9 protein-coding genes and 1 pseudogene are annotated in these 14,453 nt (G+C 72.4%); 5 read left to right on the top strand and 5 right to left on the bottom strand.

Going from position 1 to position 14,453, the window contains the following annotated elements; genetic code table 11:
* Positions 1–180: pseudogene (locus ABT296_RS33215) on the top strand (hypothetical protein); the annotation flags it as partial.
* A gap of 108 nt (positions 181–288) precedes the next feature.
* Positions 289–759 (top strand): integrin alpha, encoded by a 471-nt coding sequence (locus ABT296_RS33220; RefSeq protein ID WP_351932927.1) that lies wholly within the window; start codon positions 289–291, stop codon positions 757–759.
* A 39-nt stretch (positions 760–798) separates the two neighbouring features.
* Here the strand turns inward: ABT296_RS33220 and ABT296_RS33225 are convergent, their stop codons facing one another.
* The 4 genes from ABT296_RS33225 to ABT296_RS33240 form a co-directional block, all read right to left on the bottom strand.
* Positions 799–5,904, bottom strand: a complete 5,106-nt coding sequence (locus ABT296_RS33225) for an SAV_2336 N-terminal domain-related protein (RefSeq protein WP_351932929.1) — start codon at positions 5,902–5,904, stop codon at positions 799–801.
* Positions 5,904–6,887 carry an AAA family ATPase gene (locus ABT296_RS33230; RefSeq protein ID WP_351932931.1) on the bottom strand — a complete coding sequence of 328 codons (984 nt, stop codon included), beginning with the start codon at positions 6,885–6,887 and terminating at the stop codon, positions 5,904–5,906. The genes ABT296_RS33225 and ABT296_RS33230 overlap by 1 nt, the downstream gene beginning before the upstream one ends.
* 72 nt (positions 6,888–6,959) lie before the next feature.
* Entirely contained in the window at positions 6,960–8,912 is a 1,953-nt protein-coding gene (locus ABT296_RS33235) for a VMAP-C domain-containing protein (RefSeq protein ID WP_351932933.1), read from the bottom strand.
* A 6-nt stretch (positions 8,913–8,918) separates the two neighbouring features.
* A complete protein-coding gene (locus tag ABT296_RS33240; protein ID WP_351932934.1) occupies positions 8,919–9,266 on the bottom strand; it encodes a CU044_2847 family protein in 348 nt (115 codons plus the stop codon).
* 331 nt (positions 9,267–9,597) lie between these two features.
* On the opposite strand from ABT296_RS33240, the gene ABT296_RS33245 reads away from it, so the two are divergent.
* Complete coding sequence (locus tag ABT296_RS33245; protein ID WP_351932936.1) at positions 9,598–10,194, top strand: RNA polymerase sigma factor; 597 nt, start codon at positions 9,598–9,600, stop codon at positions 10,192–10,194.
* Complete coding sequence (locus tag ABT296_RS33250; protein ID WP_351932938.1) at positions 10,191–11,168, top strand: CU044_5270 family protein; 978 nt, start codon at positions 10,191–10,193, stop codon at positions 11,166–11,168. Before ABT296_RS33245 ends, ABT296_RS33250 begins: the two co-directional genes overlap by 4 nt.
* Before the next feature lie 45 nt (positions 11,169–11,213).
* Here ABT296_RS33250 and ABT296_RS33255 read toward each other — a convergent pair whose 3' ends face one another.
* Positions 11,214–12,680 carry a hypothetical protein gene (locus ABT296_RS33255; protein WP_351932940.1) on the bottom strand — a complete coding sequence of 489 codons (1,467 nt, stop codon included), beginning with the start codon at positions 12,678–12,680 and terminating at the stop codon, positions 11,214–11,216.
* 191 nt (positions 12,681–12,871) lie between these two features.
* Between ABT296_RS33255 and ABT296_RS33260 the strand changes: the two genes are divergently transcribed.
* A complete protein-coding gene (locus ABT296_RS33260; RefSeq protein ID WP_351932942.1) occupies positions 12,872–14,374 on the top strand; it encodes an MFS transporter in 1,503 nt (500 codons plus the stop codon).
* Positions 14,375–14,453 lie beyond the last annotated feature (79 nt).

Raw genomic sequence — 14,453 nt, forward strand, 5'->3', positions numbered from 1 at the left:
GACCAGGACACCACCCCGGTGGCGTCGAAGCCTCGTGGAGCCGACCACAAGACCCGCACCACCCGCCCCCGCCGCAAGGCGGAGGCGGGGCGGGCAGGTGGCGCAACCCTGCCGCACCAGCGGCAGAAGGAAACGAGAGACCGTCCTCAAACCGAAGCCCCTGACGCTTCGGCGATGTGACGGACCTTCCGGGCCGAAATACCCGGAATACTGAGAGCCACTGAGGCTCTCAGCAACGGCATCGCACCCGAACAGAAGCCGCGGGTCATCCACCAGGACACCGCGGGTGTGCCCGGCACCGGCGAGGACGGTGACCAGTTCGGCATGTCCCTCGGTGTCGGCGACACCAACGGTGACAAGTACGCCGACGTCCTGGTCGGCGCGCCGGGGGAGGCCGTCGGGTCCGCGACGTACGCGGGTGCGGCGACGCTGCTGCGGGGATCGGCGGCCGGTCTCACCACGGCCGGGGCGACGGCCTACACCCAGAACACCGGCGGCGTGCCCGGCACCGCTGAGGGCGGCGACCGGTTCGCCGCCGCCACGCACCTCGCCGACGTCACGAAGGACGGCCGCGCGGAGGTCGTGGTGGGCGCACCAGGTGAGAACTCCGACGGTCTGCTGTGGACCGCCCGCGGATCGGCGTCCGGCCCTGCGGTCGGCGGGTCCACGGCGGTGAGCGGTACGGCCGCCGGAGTCAAGCGCAGGTACGCGGAGATCGACTTCGGCGGGGCGCTGCCGGGGGCTCGGTCCACGATCTGACGAGCGGAGCAGCGTCCGCGAGGGCGGCCCAGGCGTCGATCACGCGTCGTCCGAGGGGTCCGGGGCGGGATCGACCTCTCCCCAGGGGTCGTCGTTGGGATCGGGCTCGCCGTCCCTGGGATCCGGTTCCCGGTACGGGGCGAAGGCCCTGTCGTCCCAGGGGGCGGCGACCCGCTCGGGACCTTGGTCCCAGGGGAGCGGGCCGGTCCAGGACGACGGGTCGCCGTCCTCGTCGGAAGCCGGGTCCGGACCCCCGTCCCAGACCTGTACGAGGCGACGGAGGTCGGGCGCGGCGGCCCGCCCGGATGCGAGGAAGGGATGGTCCAGTGCGGCCGGGAAGGTCTGCTCCCAGAAGTGCCGCAGCGGGGTGAGGTGGTGTGCGGCGTTCGGCCCGGCCCGCATCGCCTGCCGGCGGAGCACAGTGATCTGGGCCGGTGCCACGTCGTTGAGCAGTTGGAGGAAGAGCCGTGACGGCGCGGTCGGCACCCGGGCCAGACCGGTCGGCAGGGTCTTCATGAGCGTCTGGCCGTAGGCATGGGCGACGGGGCTCTCCTCCAGCACCACCCACCGCTCGTACGCCTTCAGCAGGCCGGCCCAGGAGGACAGCCCCGCCGGGGGTTCGGCCAGGCGCAGTGTCACTCCTGCCGCATCGGCGCCGTCATGCCCGGGCGCCACCAGGAGGCGGACGCTCCGGGGGGACGCGGGATCGCCTTCCACGTCCAACTGGCCGTTCCACATCATGCACAGCAGATGGTGCAGGACGGAGGTCCGGGCACCCTCGCTGCTGACCATCCAGTCGTCCCGATAGCCCAGCCGCTGGCGCCACTTGAGAAGGTCGTCCTGGCCCTGTTGGAGGCTCGCCCTGTCCCACTCCTGGAGCACCCCGCGGACCTCGGGTACGTCGGTGAGGCCCATCTCGCTGCGGAAGAGCAACACGGAGACGGACTCGGCCCGGCTCTCCCGGAACTCGACGGACATGTGGCTCGGGAGCAGAAGCATGTTGCGGAGGTACTCCTCGGCCGCGGTGCGGTCCTCGACGGCCGGGTACTGGACCAGGACTTTCAAGGGGCCGGTGCCCTCCGGGGTGAACCAGGGTGGCAGGAGAGCCATGAGTTTGGCCCGGAAGAGTTGGGCAGCGACCGGGGGCACCGCCTCGACCGTGCTCTCCCTGCCGATCGCGGCCTGGAACAGCGCCGTCATGGACGGCAGCAGACGGCGGCCGCCCGGGTGGGTCGGGGGCGCCAGGAGTACCGTCCGCAGGTGTGCCGCTAGAGCCGCCCGGACCGAGTACACGGCCGACTGCCGGTCGCGCCGGCCGAGGTAGTACGCGATCTGCCAGTCCTCCGCGTTGAGCATGCGGAGATGCAGTGCGGGCCCGTCGGGAGTGTCCGGACTCGGCGCCTCCGAGGCGATCAGGCGTGCGCACGCCGCGGCATAGAGGTCGTCCAGGTTTTCCCGCGCCGGCAGCAGCAACGCGGTGCCGGCGCGCTCGTCGTAGAGACGTCGGACCTGCTCGGCGAAGCCGTAAGCCTCCTGTTCGGCGAAGTCGCGGAATACCGCGACCAGTTCGCTGAGCTCTCGCTGGGCCGAGGCGACCGCCGGGTACCAGCGCTCCCGCTGCTCCCGGACGGCGGCGTGCCATACGTTCCGGGCGCGCCACTCGTACCAGCGGTCCTGTTCGGCGCGGGCCGCGACCACGTCGGCATCGTCCCAGCGGGCCCTGGCCAACCCGCCGAGTCTGCGCTGGACATGAGGTACGACCGGACCGTGCTCGTCGATGCCGGACGGCCGTGGGTACTCGTCGCCGCGGCGGCTGAGCATGCCGCCGAATCCCAGCTGCTCGACCTCGTCGGCGGAACCGGGCACACCGGAGAGGGCTTGTTCGAGTCGGAACGGGTCCACATGGCGCAACAGCTTGCGTATCGCCGCCCGGGGAGAGAACTGCTCCATGAGCTGAGGGACGTGGAGCGCGACATGGCTTTGCAGCTGTGCGAGTTGGGACTCCATGCGGGTGATGCGGTCGCCCAGCGCCGCTTCGATGGCGGGGCCACCGCGTGGCGTGACCGCGGGCTCCGGCACGGGCGGGGCGTCACAGTTCCACAGGTCTTCGAGCCCGGTGTCCGTGAACATCTGGCGGATGACGGACCAGTACTCGCGCCGCGAAGCCGCCGCGGGTCCGGTCAGATCGCGCACCGCTGCGGCCAGCATCCTGGCGGAGAACAGGTCGGCCAGCTCGTCCACCGGCGTGAACATCGAGGCGACCAGGCTGGTGGAGACACCGCTGGCACCGATGCCGGAGCCGGCGCGCCTGGCGCGGTGCAGGTCGGTGTCGGTGAATCCGTGGGCGAACGTGTCGTATTCGTCCAGCGGGCGCCCGTCGGGAGCGGCCGCCGGTTCGGTGCCGATGAAGGACATGACCAGTGAGGCGGCGGAGCGGCGCAGCTCCTCGGCGGGCACCTGGCCGGACCCGCCGAACAGGAATGCGGTGGGTACCGTGGCGGGGGCCAGCCTGATGTGCTCGCCGCCCGGATACTCGATCTGCAAGGTCCGTTCGAGGGGATCGTCGCCGGCGGGCGCGTTCTGCTCGTCGACGAGATGGAACAGGTCCACCAGCGCCCGCGCGGCGTTGAGTTCCGCCTCCCGGCCGCCCCCGGCCGAGTCGGGGAAGGCGGAGGGCATGACGACCAGCGGGTAGATCCGTACTCCGGGGAATCGTGCGGCCCGGAACGCCTCGCCGATCAGGTGCAGGTAGTCCAGGAAGATGCCGGCGCCGGTGCCACCGGCCACGGAGAACGCCACGAACACGTCGCAGCCGCGGATTCGCCCTCTGCCGAGTTCCATGAGTTCACCGCCGGAGCGGGCGATGGAGTCGATGGCTTCCAGGAGCGGTTGCAGCACGGGGCGCAGGCCGCTTCGCAGTGTCTCGAAGAGCGCGGCACGCCCGACCGTGGGCAGCTGTCCGGCACCGTCGCGGAGCGGAGTGACCCGCGGTTCCCCGTCGGGGGGCGGCAGCCATGCGTTGGTCGCCTCGTGCGCCGCGGCGCGCAGCAGCCGGGTGACCTCGGGGGAACTCTCCGCATGGGGGAGGAGCTGGTGAGTGGCGCGCGCCGTGGCCTCGAACGCGGGCCGCAGTGCCCTGTCGACACTCAGATGCGGCAGCCGGGCCACCTCGGACTCGGAGTAGTCCGCGTAGACGAACTGCAGGTAGCTCGGCAGCTGGTGGCGCGGACGGCCGGTGTGGGTCAGTGCCGCACCGTCCGGTCCGCACAGCGAGTAGCGCAGCCCCGCCTCCAGTTCGGCGCCGATCCGGGCGCCGGTCCCGCCCAGACCCACGAAGAGCATCGGCTGGTACACCTTGCTGACGGGCCACAGCGACGCGCCCGTGCTCCCCGTCCCGATGTGCGTCCACGTCAGCCGGGACTCCTGGCGGTCCCGCGCGCCGGTGTCCTCGTCCCGCTCGCCCTCGTGTCCCGGCTCGGCCCGCGATCGCGGCTCTTCCGGAGCCGTCGCGGTGTCCGCGGGCACCGTCTGTTCCTGCGTGAAGCCCATGCGCCGCAGGACCTCCGGCGGCAGCCGGGCGAACGGCTGCTCGGCTGCCTCGATCGTCCTGTTGCCCGCACCCCAGGGCAGCCGCAGCAGCGCGGCGGCGTCCCGGGCCTGGCCCATGCGGGAACCGACGTAGTCGGACAGCTCCTCACCCACGCGCCTCATCTCGGACACGCGGATCGTCCCCAGGAGCACCTCGCGCACTCCGGGCACGAAGTCGTACGACGCCTGCTCCGGTGCTTCCCCGTCGTCCCGGCGGACCAGCAGCCCGCTGACGAACACCTCCGCGAGATGGGCCGGCCGCGGGGACCGCGTCATCACCCGCTGCACCAGCCGCATCACCGGCAGGGTCAGAGGCGCCGCCGCGAAGTACCCGGCGAGCCGGAACGCCTCCGGCGAGGCCGTGGCCCGGAACCGCTTGACGAGCTCCACGGCGGAATCCGCCGGCCGCGGCTCGGAGGACGCGGGCAGGACCAACCCCCGCCCGGAGCTGCGGTCCGCGCCGACGAGTGTCACCACCCCGTCCACCCCGCCGTACGCGGTGCCGGTGACGAGCCGGGCCCACGAGTTCAGCCAGTCGGGACTGATCTCCAGCAGGGGTACCGGCATGCCCTGCGGGACCGGACCGCCGGGCAGCAGGACGTGAGGGTCGATCCTGAGCCGCGGGTTGGGGCTCCCGGGCGCGCCCGCATGGATGCGGGCCGCGACCGGGGCGGCTCCCGAGCGGTGCCACAACCGTTGGGGCAGTGGCTGCAGAACGGCCAGCGGCCCCTTGTGGCCCCACAGGCCGAGGACGGCGTCCGCCTCGCCCGACCGCCAGATGCCGTCCACGCAGTCGCTCACCACCAGGACCGCCTGACGGCCCGACGGGTCGATCAGCTCACGCGGGTCGTGCGGCGGGGCGGAGGGGTGCGGGCGCGCACAGATCCCGACGCCGCCCCCGCTTCTCGGCCGCAGGTACCAGACGCGGATGTCGCGGAACGCCCCGAGACGCTCCATCACGGTGCGCAGTTCCCGGATCAGGGACTGCCATACGAGCATCGACGGCCCGGTGTCCACGACGATCACCAGGCTGAGCCAGCGCTCCGGGGCCGCGACGAGCCGTGGCAGCAGCACCTGTTCCTCGGCGATGCGGTCCGCGGTGGCCTGTTCGTCGACGAGGACATGGCGGGTCGACGGAACGTACCGCTTGAGGGGACGCAGGGCCCGCAGCAGGTCCAGCCCGCCGGGCAGGGCGGCCGCGGCCGGCACCCGGACCGCGACGGCCGGCCTCACCGGCTCGGCCGCGCGCCGTCGTTGGGCGTGTACCGCGTGCAGTTCACCGACGGGCGGCTGCGGCTCCACGGCGGGTTCTGCGGCGTCCTCGTCGCCGTAGGGATCGAGCGGGGGAGGGGAGGAGGCGAACGCATCGGCCGTCGAGGGCGCCGGCGCCTCGGACGGCTCCGGCACCGAAGCGGGGGACCGGGACTCACGGTGGGGCGCGGTGCCCTGCCTCGCCTCGATCCGGGCGGCCAGCCAGACCGCCTCCGCGACCTCGACCGCGGACGCCTCGACACCCGCCTCGCCCAGCGCGGCGAGCAGCCGCTCGAAGGCCACCACTACGCCGAGGGCGACTGGAGGTGCCGCATCAGCTGGTCGGCCAGCTCCTGCCGCCCCCGCCCTTCCTCCCGCACGGTGTGGAACGTCATGTAGACCGCGTTCAGGAGCTGGTCGGTCGCCAGGTCGCCCTCCTGCCGGCGCTCCACGAAACGGTCGACCAGGTCGTCCGCCGTCGCGCTCATCTCCTCCCCGAGCCTGGCGCGCACGATCTGCGTCAGCCGGTGACGCGACGGCGAGGGGATCTCCACCGGAGTGCAGCGGCGCAGGAACGCCGGCGGGAACTCCCGTTCGCCGTTGCTGGTGAGCACGATGACGGGAAACGCCCGGCACTGGACCCGCCCTCCCACCACGGGGACGGTCGTCGCGCCGTCGGACGTACTGACCCGCACCGTCGGCTGATCGCGGGCCGCGCGGACGAGTTCGGAGATGTCGTACTCGCCCTCCTCGAAGACCGTGAGGAGGTCGTTGGGCAGGTCGATGTCGCTCTTGTCGATCTCGTCGACGAGCAGGACCCGGGGGCGGCCGTACGGCAGCAGGGCCGTGCCCAGCGGGCCGAGCGTGATGTAGCGGCCGATGTCCGTCTCGGACTGCGGCTTCTTCAGACCCACGTCGTGCAGACGGCTGATGGCGTCGTACTTGTACAGGCCGTCCTGCAGCGTCGACCGGCTCGTGATCGGCCAGCGCAGTACGGGTCCCAGGCCCAGTTCGTGGGCGAGGGCGAGCGCCAGGGTCGACTTGCCCACGCCCGGCTTCCCGGTCACCAGCAGGGGGCGACGCAGGTAGAGGGCGGCGTTGACGAGGTTCAGGACCTCGGGATCGGGCTGGTAGGAGGCGGCTCGGGCGAGGTCACCGGGCCGCCATCCGCCGGTCACCGGCGGCAGCACGGGGCCGCCGTCGAAGTTCCGCCACTGCGGCGGCTCGGGCAGGGTGTCGATGCCGTCGTGCGGTTCGCCCGTGCCGCGGAAGATCTGCCAGTCGCTCACGTTCGCAGTGCTCCTTCACCCTGTCGGTACGGCTCGGTATGGCTCAATCCGCCGTCGCGCCCTGTGCGCGCCTCATCCCGGCGCCGGTGCCGCCAGCGCGGCGCCGTCCGTGGGGGACCAGCGCGTGGGGTCGTCCCACAGCAGCGTGAGTCCTCGCCCGCAGTGATCCACCCCATGGTCCTGCGCCCGTGCCTCCAGCCGCAGCGACTTCACCAGTTGCGGGAGATCGGACAGCGCGGTGTCCGAGAGGTGAGGGGCCACGGCAGCCAGGAACCGGTCCCCGGTGCAGTCGAACGGCACCTCCGGCGCAGTGGCGTCCGCCGACTCCTTCGCCGGTGCCTGGCCGGCCGGCGCGTCGCCGTGCGTCGGGCACGGTGTGCGGGGCCAGATGGCCGCCGGCACACCCGCGTACAACGCCGCCTGGAGGGCGAGTTTTCCGGCCTTGTTGTCGGGCTGGTACGACACCGCCAGCACGGCCAGGGAAGGCGCCCGCTGGAACGTCGCGAACAGCTTGTCGATGGTGTCGGCGTTGCGACAGTCGACCCAGTCCACGGTCGGCCGCGCGTCCCCGCCCTCGGCGGACTGCAGGCTCCTCCACCGTCTCTCCCAGTGGCCGTGCGTCTCCACCGGCCGGTCCAGGGCCCGCAGCACCACCATGAACTGCGCCCCCAGCGGAGCCCAGTCCTTTCCCAGGTTCCACTCGTCCACGTCGGCCCGGTGCAGCATGCGGCTCGGGAAGGTGAACTCCACCACCAGATCGTCGGCATGACCGGCGAGCGACCGTACGGCCCCGGGCAGGACCTTCTTGACCTGCTCCCGTATCTGAACGAGCGTCATAGGTGTGTCCAGACACAGCACCGGGACCGGCATCTCGTTGACGTCAGGGTATTTCCAGATGCTCAGCAGACTCCGGCGGTGATTGCTGCCGTCGGGTTCCAGACGGACCTCCACCGACGACAGACGGACCCGTGGCCCGCCTTTCGCCACCGCCTCGACCACGGGCGCCGCGGCAGGGTTGTAGGTCAGGCCGAGCCGGGCGGACAGGTGGCCGGCCAGGTCCGTCAGATGCCGCGCCACGGCCTCCACCGAGGTCCTGCCCGCCACGACCTCGACGAGCCGGACCAGTGGATGCGGGGCATCGAACCCGACCGCCTGCGTGTCCGCGCACTCGCGCAGCACGGCCTCGATGTCCTCCAGCGGGCCGTCGAGCGGCGGCGCGAGGTCGCCGACGGCCTCCATGTACAACGCGGCCGGCTCCAGGCGGAGTTCCTCCGCGGCCGCCACCAGAGCCCGCCGCTCCGCGTCCGACAACAGGCTTCGGTAGGCGGAGTCGTGACGCAGCGCCGACAGCGTGCGCCGCCATCCACCGAGGTGCGCCGGCGGGCGCTGGTTGCGCTCCCACAGCTCGGGGAAGTACTCGCGCACCGCGGACACCGGTACGGCCAGCCCTCCGTGGGGCAAGCCCTCCCTGCGCGTCGTCGTCACCACCGCGCACACATATCCCTCGCCCGGCACGAGCAGCGGACCTCCGGACATGCCGGGCGGGAGTTCCCCTCCCTTGACCTTCAACAGCCCATGGCCGTCGAACGCCTGGGGAAACTCGTACTCCACCGTGGTGCCGCCCAGCCGCGGCTCACCCTTCTCGTACACCGCGCTGTACCCGGCGGCGTACAGCTGATCGCCGACGGCGGGCATCGTGTCGACCAGCGGCACCCAGCCCTGATCGGGCACGGGCTCAGGCAGCTCGACCACCGCCAGATCGGGGAAGGGCCATAACCCCCGGCCGTCGTGCACCGGCGGCAGCGCGGTCACCGCGCCCGTGCCCTCCCCGCCGTCCCAGGAGACCCGAACCCGCCGCACCGCGGCCCGTTCCTCGGAACGCGGCTCACGGGCCCCCACCGCGTGCGCGCAGGTGAGGACCGTACCGGGGGCGACGAAGAAGCCCGTTCCGCCCGGCACTTCGGCACCGGAAACCCGGACCACGAAACGGCCCAGCGACGCGAGCAGCGACTCGTAGCGATCCATCACCGGTCACTGCCTCTCCGCTGTCGCGCCCTTCTGCCACTCCATCCGCACCCGGATCGTGGCCTTCGTGTCGCCGTCGACCAGGAGACAGACCAGGCGCGAGCCCTTCAGGGCCAGTTCGAACCCGAACTCGACCTCCACCACGTCCGGAGCGGCCGCGGCGACGCCCCGGTGCACGTCCATCGCCACTCCCCGCAGCGCGGAACTGACAGCGGAGAACGAAAGCGCCTCCCGCAGACCGACGTTGGCGGGCCCGTCCCCGTCGAAGTCTTCCTCGGCGGCCACTTGATGGGCCCGGACCAGAACGGTCCCTCCCTCGGGCAGATCGAGTTCGACGAGTTCGGCGTCCTTCACGATGCAATTCCCCCTCCGGCCGAGCGCCTTCGCTCGACTCCCAGCATTGTGGTGCATGGAGTGCCCCCGGTGGCCGGACTTGACTCGAAGGCTCGTAGTTGCTCCGCGAGCCCGCCCCTTGCGGAGGCCGGTTCGGAGCGCGCTCCGAACCGGCGTACTGTCGACGACCCCGCCACGGGTGCCGTACGGCGGAACGCGGCTGGGAGGAGGCCACGGTGTTCGGCGCCCGGCACGGATGCGTGAACCCGATCGGTGCGGCTCGGCAAGTACATGATGTGAACACCCACCATCGACCTGACATCCACCTGCCCCGCCGACGGACGGACCGTCCATGACCGACCTGGCCGGCGGCGACGCCGAGCTCATCGCGGCCTCACTCGACGAACCCGAGTGCTTCGCTGCGCTGTTCGACCGGCACGCTCCGGCGATCCACCGGTACGTCGCCCGGCGGCTGGGCCGGGACGCGGCCGACGACGTGACCGCCGAGACGTTCCTGACGGCCTTCCGGATACGGGACCGGTTCGACCCGGCCCGCGCCGACGCGCGGCCCTGGCTGTACGGCATCGCCGCCAAGCAGATCGGCAGGCACCGCCGTGAGGAGGTCAAGGCGCTGAAGCTGCTGGCCCGTACCGGCCACGACCCGGTCGCCGACACCTGGACCGACTCCGCCGACGACCGTCTCGCCGCCGAGGCCGCCGCCCGCCCCCTGGCCGGGGCGCTGGCCCGTCTTTCCGCCGGCGACCGGCACGTACTGCTGCTCTTCGCCTGGGCCGACCTCGGCTACCAGGAGATCGCCGAAGCGCTCGGCATTCCCGTCGGCACCGTCCGCTCCCGCCTCAACCGTGCCCGCCGGAAGCTGCGCACCGCGGCCGGCGAGGCCGGCGGCCCCCTCATCGAAGCTCGCATCCACGAAGGTGACCCCGCATGAACGAGCTCTCCGAGATCCGCGGCCTGCGCGCCGACGCACCCCTTCCCGACACCGACCGGCTCACCGTGCCCCGGGCCCGGCTCACCGCCGCGTTCCGGCAGGAGACCCGCAGCCCCGCGCGCGCCTCGCTTCCCCGGCGCCGGACGATCCTGGTCGGCGCCGCCACCGCGGGCGCCCTCGCCGTGACCGCCGGGATCGTGGCGACCCTGCCCGAGGACAGCACCCACGGCCCCGCCCAGGGCCCCACGCTGCTGTCGGCGGGCGCCTCCGCCGACGCCCTCGAACTGGCCGCCGCCACCGTCGAGAAGCACGACGGCACCGAACCCGGCCCGAAGCAGTGGGTGTACGAGAAGAGCACCGTCTTCTTCCAGGGCAAGCCGCAGAGCAGCGAGGAGTGGACCCGCTGGGACGGCACCGGGCACGCCCGACTGCCCGGCATCCCCCCGGCCGGTGACATCTCGGACTTCGATCCGGACAAGCTCCAGGTCTGGTACGGGCCCAACCAGGAGGAGAAGTGGAGGAAGCAGGGCTACGACGACCGTTCCCAGCGGCAGTTCTACCGCTTCCTCGCCACCCTGCCGACCGACCCCGACCGCATGATGAAGCGCATCCGCGAGGAGCACGCCATCGGCTCCATCGAGGGGGAGACGCGCGCCGAGCGCGACTGGCGGGAGATCGACGTCCTGTACCGGTCGGTGCTGATCCCGCCGAACGCCCAGGCCGGTCTGTTCCGGGCGCTCGCGAAGATCCCCGGCGCCCGGGTGACGACCGGCGTGAAGGACCCCCTGGGCCGTGCGGCGATCGGCGTGAGCGTGACCTACACCGACAGGACGGCCGCGGGCTGGCAGGGCAAGCAGGAGATCTTCTTCGACCCCGACAGCTACGCCTACCTCGGGCAGACCCGGGACGACGGCCTGATGGTGAGCGCCCGTGCCGCGTGGGGTGTCGTCGACAAGCCCGGCGCCCACGCCTGATCACCCGCGAGGGGCGCCCGGTGTGACATCGGGTGCCCCCACCGCCTACCGGCTCCGGTCGAGGAGTGTGTGCATGCGGGCGGCGGGGAGGGAGGGGTTGGCCGCGGCGCCCTGTGCGGTGCGGGGGTCGGCGAGGAGTTCTTCCAGGATCTGGGGCGTCAGCGCCGGGTTGGTGGCCGCTGCGTGGCGTACGGCCGGGTCGGGGTCCGTGAGCGGGGGATGCGGCAGGGCGGGGTCGGCCGCGGCGAGGGCGCGCAGCTGGGGGTCCGGGTGGTCGATGAGGTGGGTGAGGCCGGTGCGGGGGAGGGCGGGCAGGGTCAGCAGGTGGGGACGGTGGGCGGGGCGGGTCACGAAGACGTCGAGGAGGAGGTGCGGCGGGGCCAGCGGGTGGTGACAGGCCAGCCGGATCCGTACCTCCTCGTCGTCGTCGAGCGCGAGGGCCGAGGCGAGATGTGCGGGCAGGCCGGGCCAGCTCGCCGCCACCTGGCGGAGCACCGCTTCCTGGGATGTCGCGCAGGCGATGTACCAGTCGGGCAGCGGCTCGGCGCCGGGCAGTGTGATCGGGCAGGTGCAGTCGGGACCGTGCCCGAGCACCCGGTCGACGGCCTCGAACTCGGCCCGGGTACGGATGGACGGCCGCAGGCGCGCCCGCACCCGCACCTCGACGTCCGGATCCTGCCTCAGCTCCGCCGCCACCTCCGCTGCCGGCTCGGGGCGGGCGGCGACCAGCCTGCGGATCACCGGATCGGGATGGCGGGCGAGCCGGGCCAGGGCGTCGGCCGGAGTGTGGGGGTTGCGGGCCAGCGGGCGGACCTCGTCGGCCGCGAAGCACTGCTCGACGACCGCGGGCGACAGGGCGCAGGTGCCGAGCACGAACCACCTTTCGCGGTCCGCCATGGACGGCAGGGCGGCTTCCACCGCGTCCGGGTCCAGCCGGCGGTTGCCCTGCTGGGCCGCTTCCCGTACGGCGGGGTCGGGGTCGTCGAGCAGGGCTGTGCGCTGGGCGGGGGTGAGCGACTGCCACTGGTGGGCGGCGTACAGACGCATCTCGGGATGGTCGTGACCGGCCATGTCCCGCGGGAAGGACACCGGGACCTGGCGGGAGGACCACAGCTCGTCGGCGATCTCCTGCGCGGTGAGCCTGCCGTCCTCGCCCCCGTCCGTCGCGGTCAGGAAGGTGACGAGGATGTCCTCGGGCAGGGGCCGGACCCGCCGGGGCTTGTGCCGGGTGCCACCGGCGAGTTGGGCCCGGACGAGGCCCGAGGGGTCCGATGCCAGGGGCGCGAGCCGCGCGGGGTCGACGTGCAGGTTGCCGGCGAGGGCGCGGCGGATTCGCCCGGCCGGGTGGTGTACGGCCGCCTCGATGACGGCGTCGGGCAGGTCGCGGCCCTCGCACATCAGCAGGCCTGCCTCGCCGGAGGCTTCGTCCAGCAGCCGTATCAGCACGTCGGCGGGGGCCGCCGTGTTGAAGGCGAGGCCGCGAAGCCACAGTTCACGCAGAGAGTCGGACACCGCGTCATCCTGCCACCCCGGCTCCTGAACCCCGGCTCCCGGCGGGCTGCCTCGCCGGCGCCGACCGACGGTGGTCGGCCGCACCTCCGGCAAGGCCGGGACCACGGGGAGAAGGGGCTCGGGCGCCCGAAGCGTAGAGCCGCGTGCTCGGGGGCACTCGGACGGGGTTCCGCTCGACGAGGAGGGAGCCCATGGCCACAGCGCAGGCCGAGACCGGCCGTACCGTCACCACCGACATCCCAGCCCGTCTCGACCGGCTCCCCTGGTCGCGCTGGCACTGGACGATCGTGATCGGCCTCGGCACCGTATGGATCCTCGACGGCCTGGAGGTCACGGTCGTCGGCAGCATCGCCCCCCGGCTCTCCGAGCCCGACAGCGGCCTGCCGATCACCTCCGGCCAGGTCACCGGCCTGGCCGCCGCCCTCTACGTGGCCGGCGCCTGTCTGGGCGCGCTGTTCTGGGGCCGGCTGACCGACCTGTGGGGCCGTAAGAAGCTCTTCATGATCACGCTCGCGGTCTATCTGGGGGCGACGGCCCTCACCGCGTTCTCGTTCGACACCTGGTGGTTCTTCCTGTGCCGCTTCCTGACCGGTTTCGGCATCGGCGGCGAGTACGCGGCGATCAACTCCGCCATCGACGAGCTGATCCCCGCGCTGTACCGCGGCCGGGTCGACCTGATCATCAACGGCAGCTTCTGGCTGGGCGCGGTCGGCGGCTCGCTGCTGTCGATCGTCGCGCTGGACACGTCGATCTTCCCCGCCGACCTCGGCTGGCGGCTGACGTTCGCGCTCGGCGCCGTCCTCGCCCTGGTGATCCTGCTGGTACGGCGGCACGTACCGGAGAGCCCACGATGGCTGCTCATCCACGGCCGCGACGACGAGGCGGAACGCATCGTCACGGACATCGAGAGCAAGGTGGAGGCCGAGCGGGGCGAGCCGCTGCCGCCGGCCGAGGGCGAGATCACCATCCGCCAGCGCCGCAGCGTGACGTTCGTGGAGATCGGTCGCACCGTCTTCGCCAAGTACCGCAGGCGGTCCGTCCTCGGCTTCTCCCTCTTCATCGGCCAGGCGTTCCTCTACAACGCCATCACCTTCGGCTTCGGCGCCATCCTGACCACGTTCTTCGACGTGCCGACCGGAAACACCGGCTACTACTTCGCGGTCATCGCGGTCGGCAACTTCATGGGCCCGCTGCTGCTCGGCAGGCTCTTCGACACGGTCGGCCGGCGCGTCATGATCTCCTCGACGTACCTGCTCTCCGGACTGCTGCTGTTCGGCACGGCCTGGCTGTTCGACCAGGGCACGCTCAACGCGACCACGATGACGGCCTGTTGGTGCGCGGTCCTGTTCTTCGCCTCGGCGGGCGCGTCGAGCGCCTACCTGACGGTCTCCGAGATCTTCCCGATGGAGACCCGCGCGATGTCCATTGCCTTCTTCTACGCCCTGGGCACCGCGGCCGGCGGTATCAGCGGCCCGCTGCTGTTCGCCGAACTCACCGGTACCGGCAAGGTCGGCGACACGGTCCTCGCCTTCCAGATCGGCGCGTCCCTGATGTGCCTGGCCGGCCTGGTCGCCGCCTTCCTGGCGGTACGCGCGGAACGCCGCTCGCTGGAGGACATCGCCCGCCCGCTCACGGCGGTGGCCGAGCCGCCGAGTGCGGGGGCGGGGGCGGCGAAGAGCTCGGGAACGGAGTGAACACCTAAGCCAACGCGCCGGGGCTGACGGTGGCGGACTGGAGCGCATGGCCGTGGGCGCCGCATCGGACCTGCGGACC

The organism is Streptomyces sp. NPDC000983 (assembly GCF_040299205.1).
Lineage (GTDB): Bacteria > Actinomycetota > Actinomycetes > Streptomycetales > Streptomycetaceae > Streptomyces.

Bases quoted from the DNA above. Each gene is read 5' to 3' on its own strand.
- ABT296_RS33250 (WP_351932938.1), top strand. From the start codon at position 10,191: ATGAACGAGCTCTCCGAGATCCGCGGCCTGCGCGCCGACGCACCCCTT.
- ABT296_RS33235 (WP_351932933.1), bottom strand. From the start codon at position 8,912: ATGGATCGCTACGAGTCGCTGCTCGCGTCGCTGGGCCGTTTCGTGGTC.
- ABT296_RS33260 (WP_351932942.1), top strand. From the start codon at position 12,872: ATGGCCACAGCGCAGGCCGAGACCGGCCGTACCGTCACCACCGACATC.
- ABT296_RS33245 (WP_351932936.1), top strand. From the start codon at position 9,598: ATGACCGACCTGGCCGGCGGCGACGCCGAGCTCATCGCGGCCTCACTC.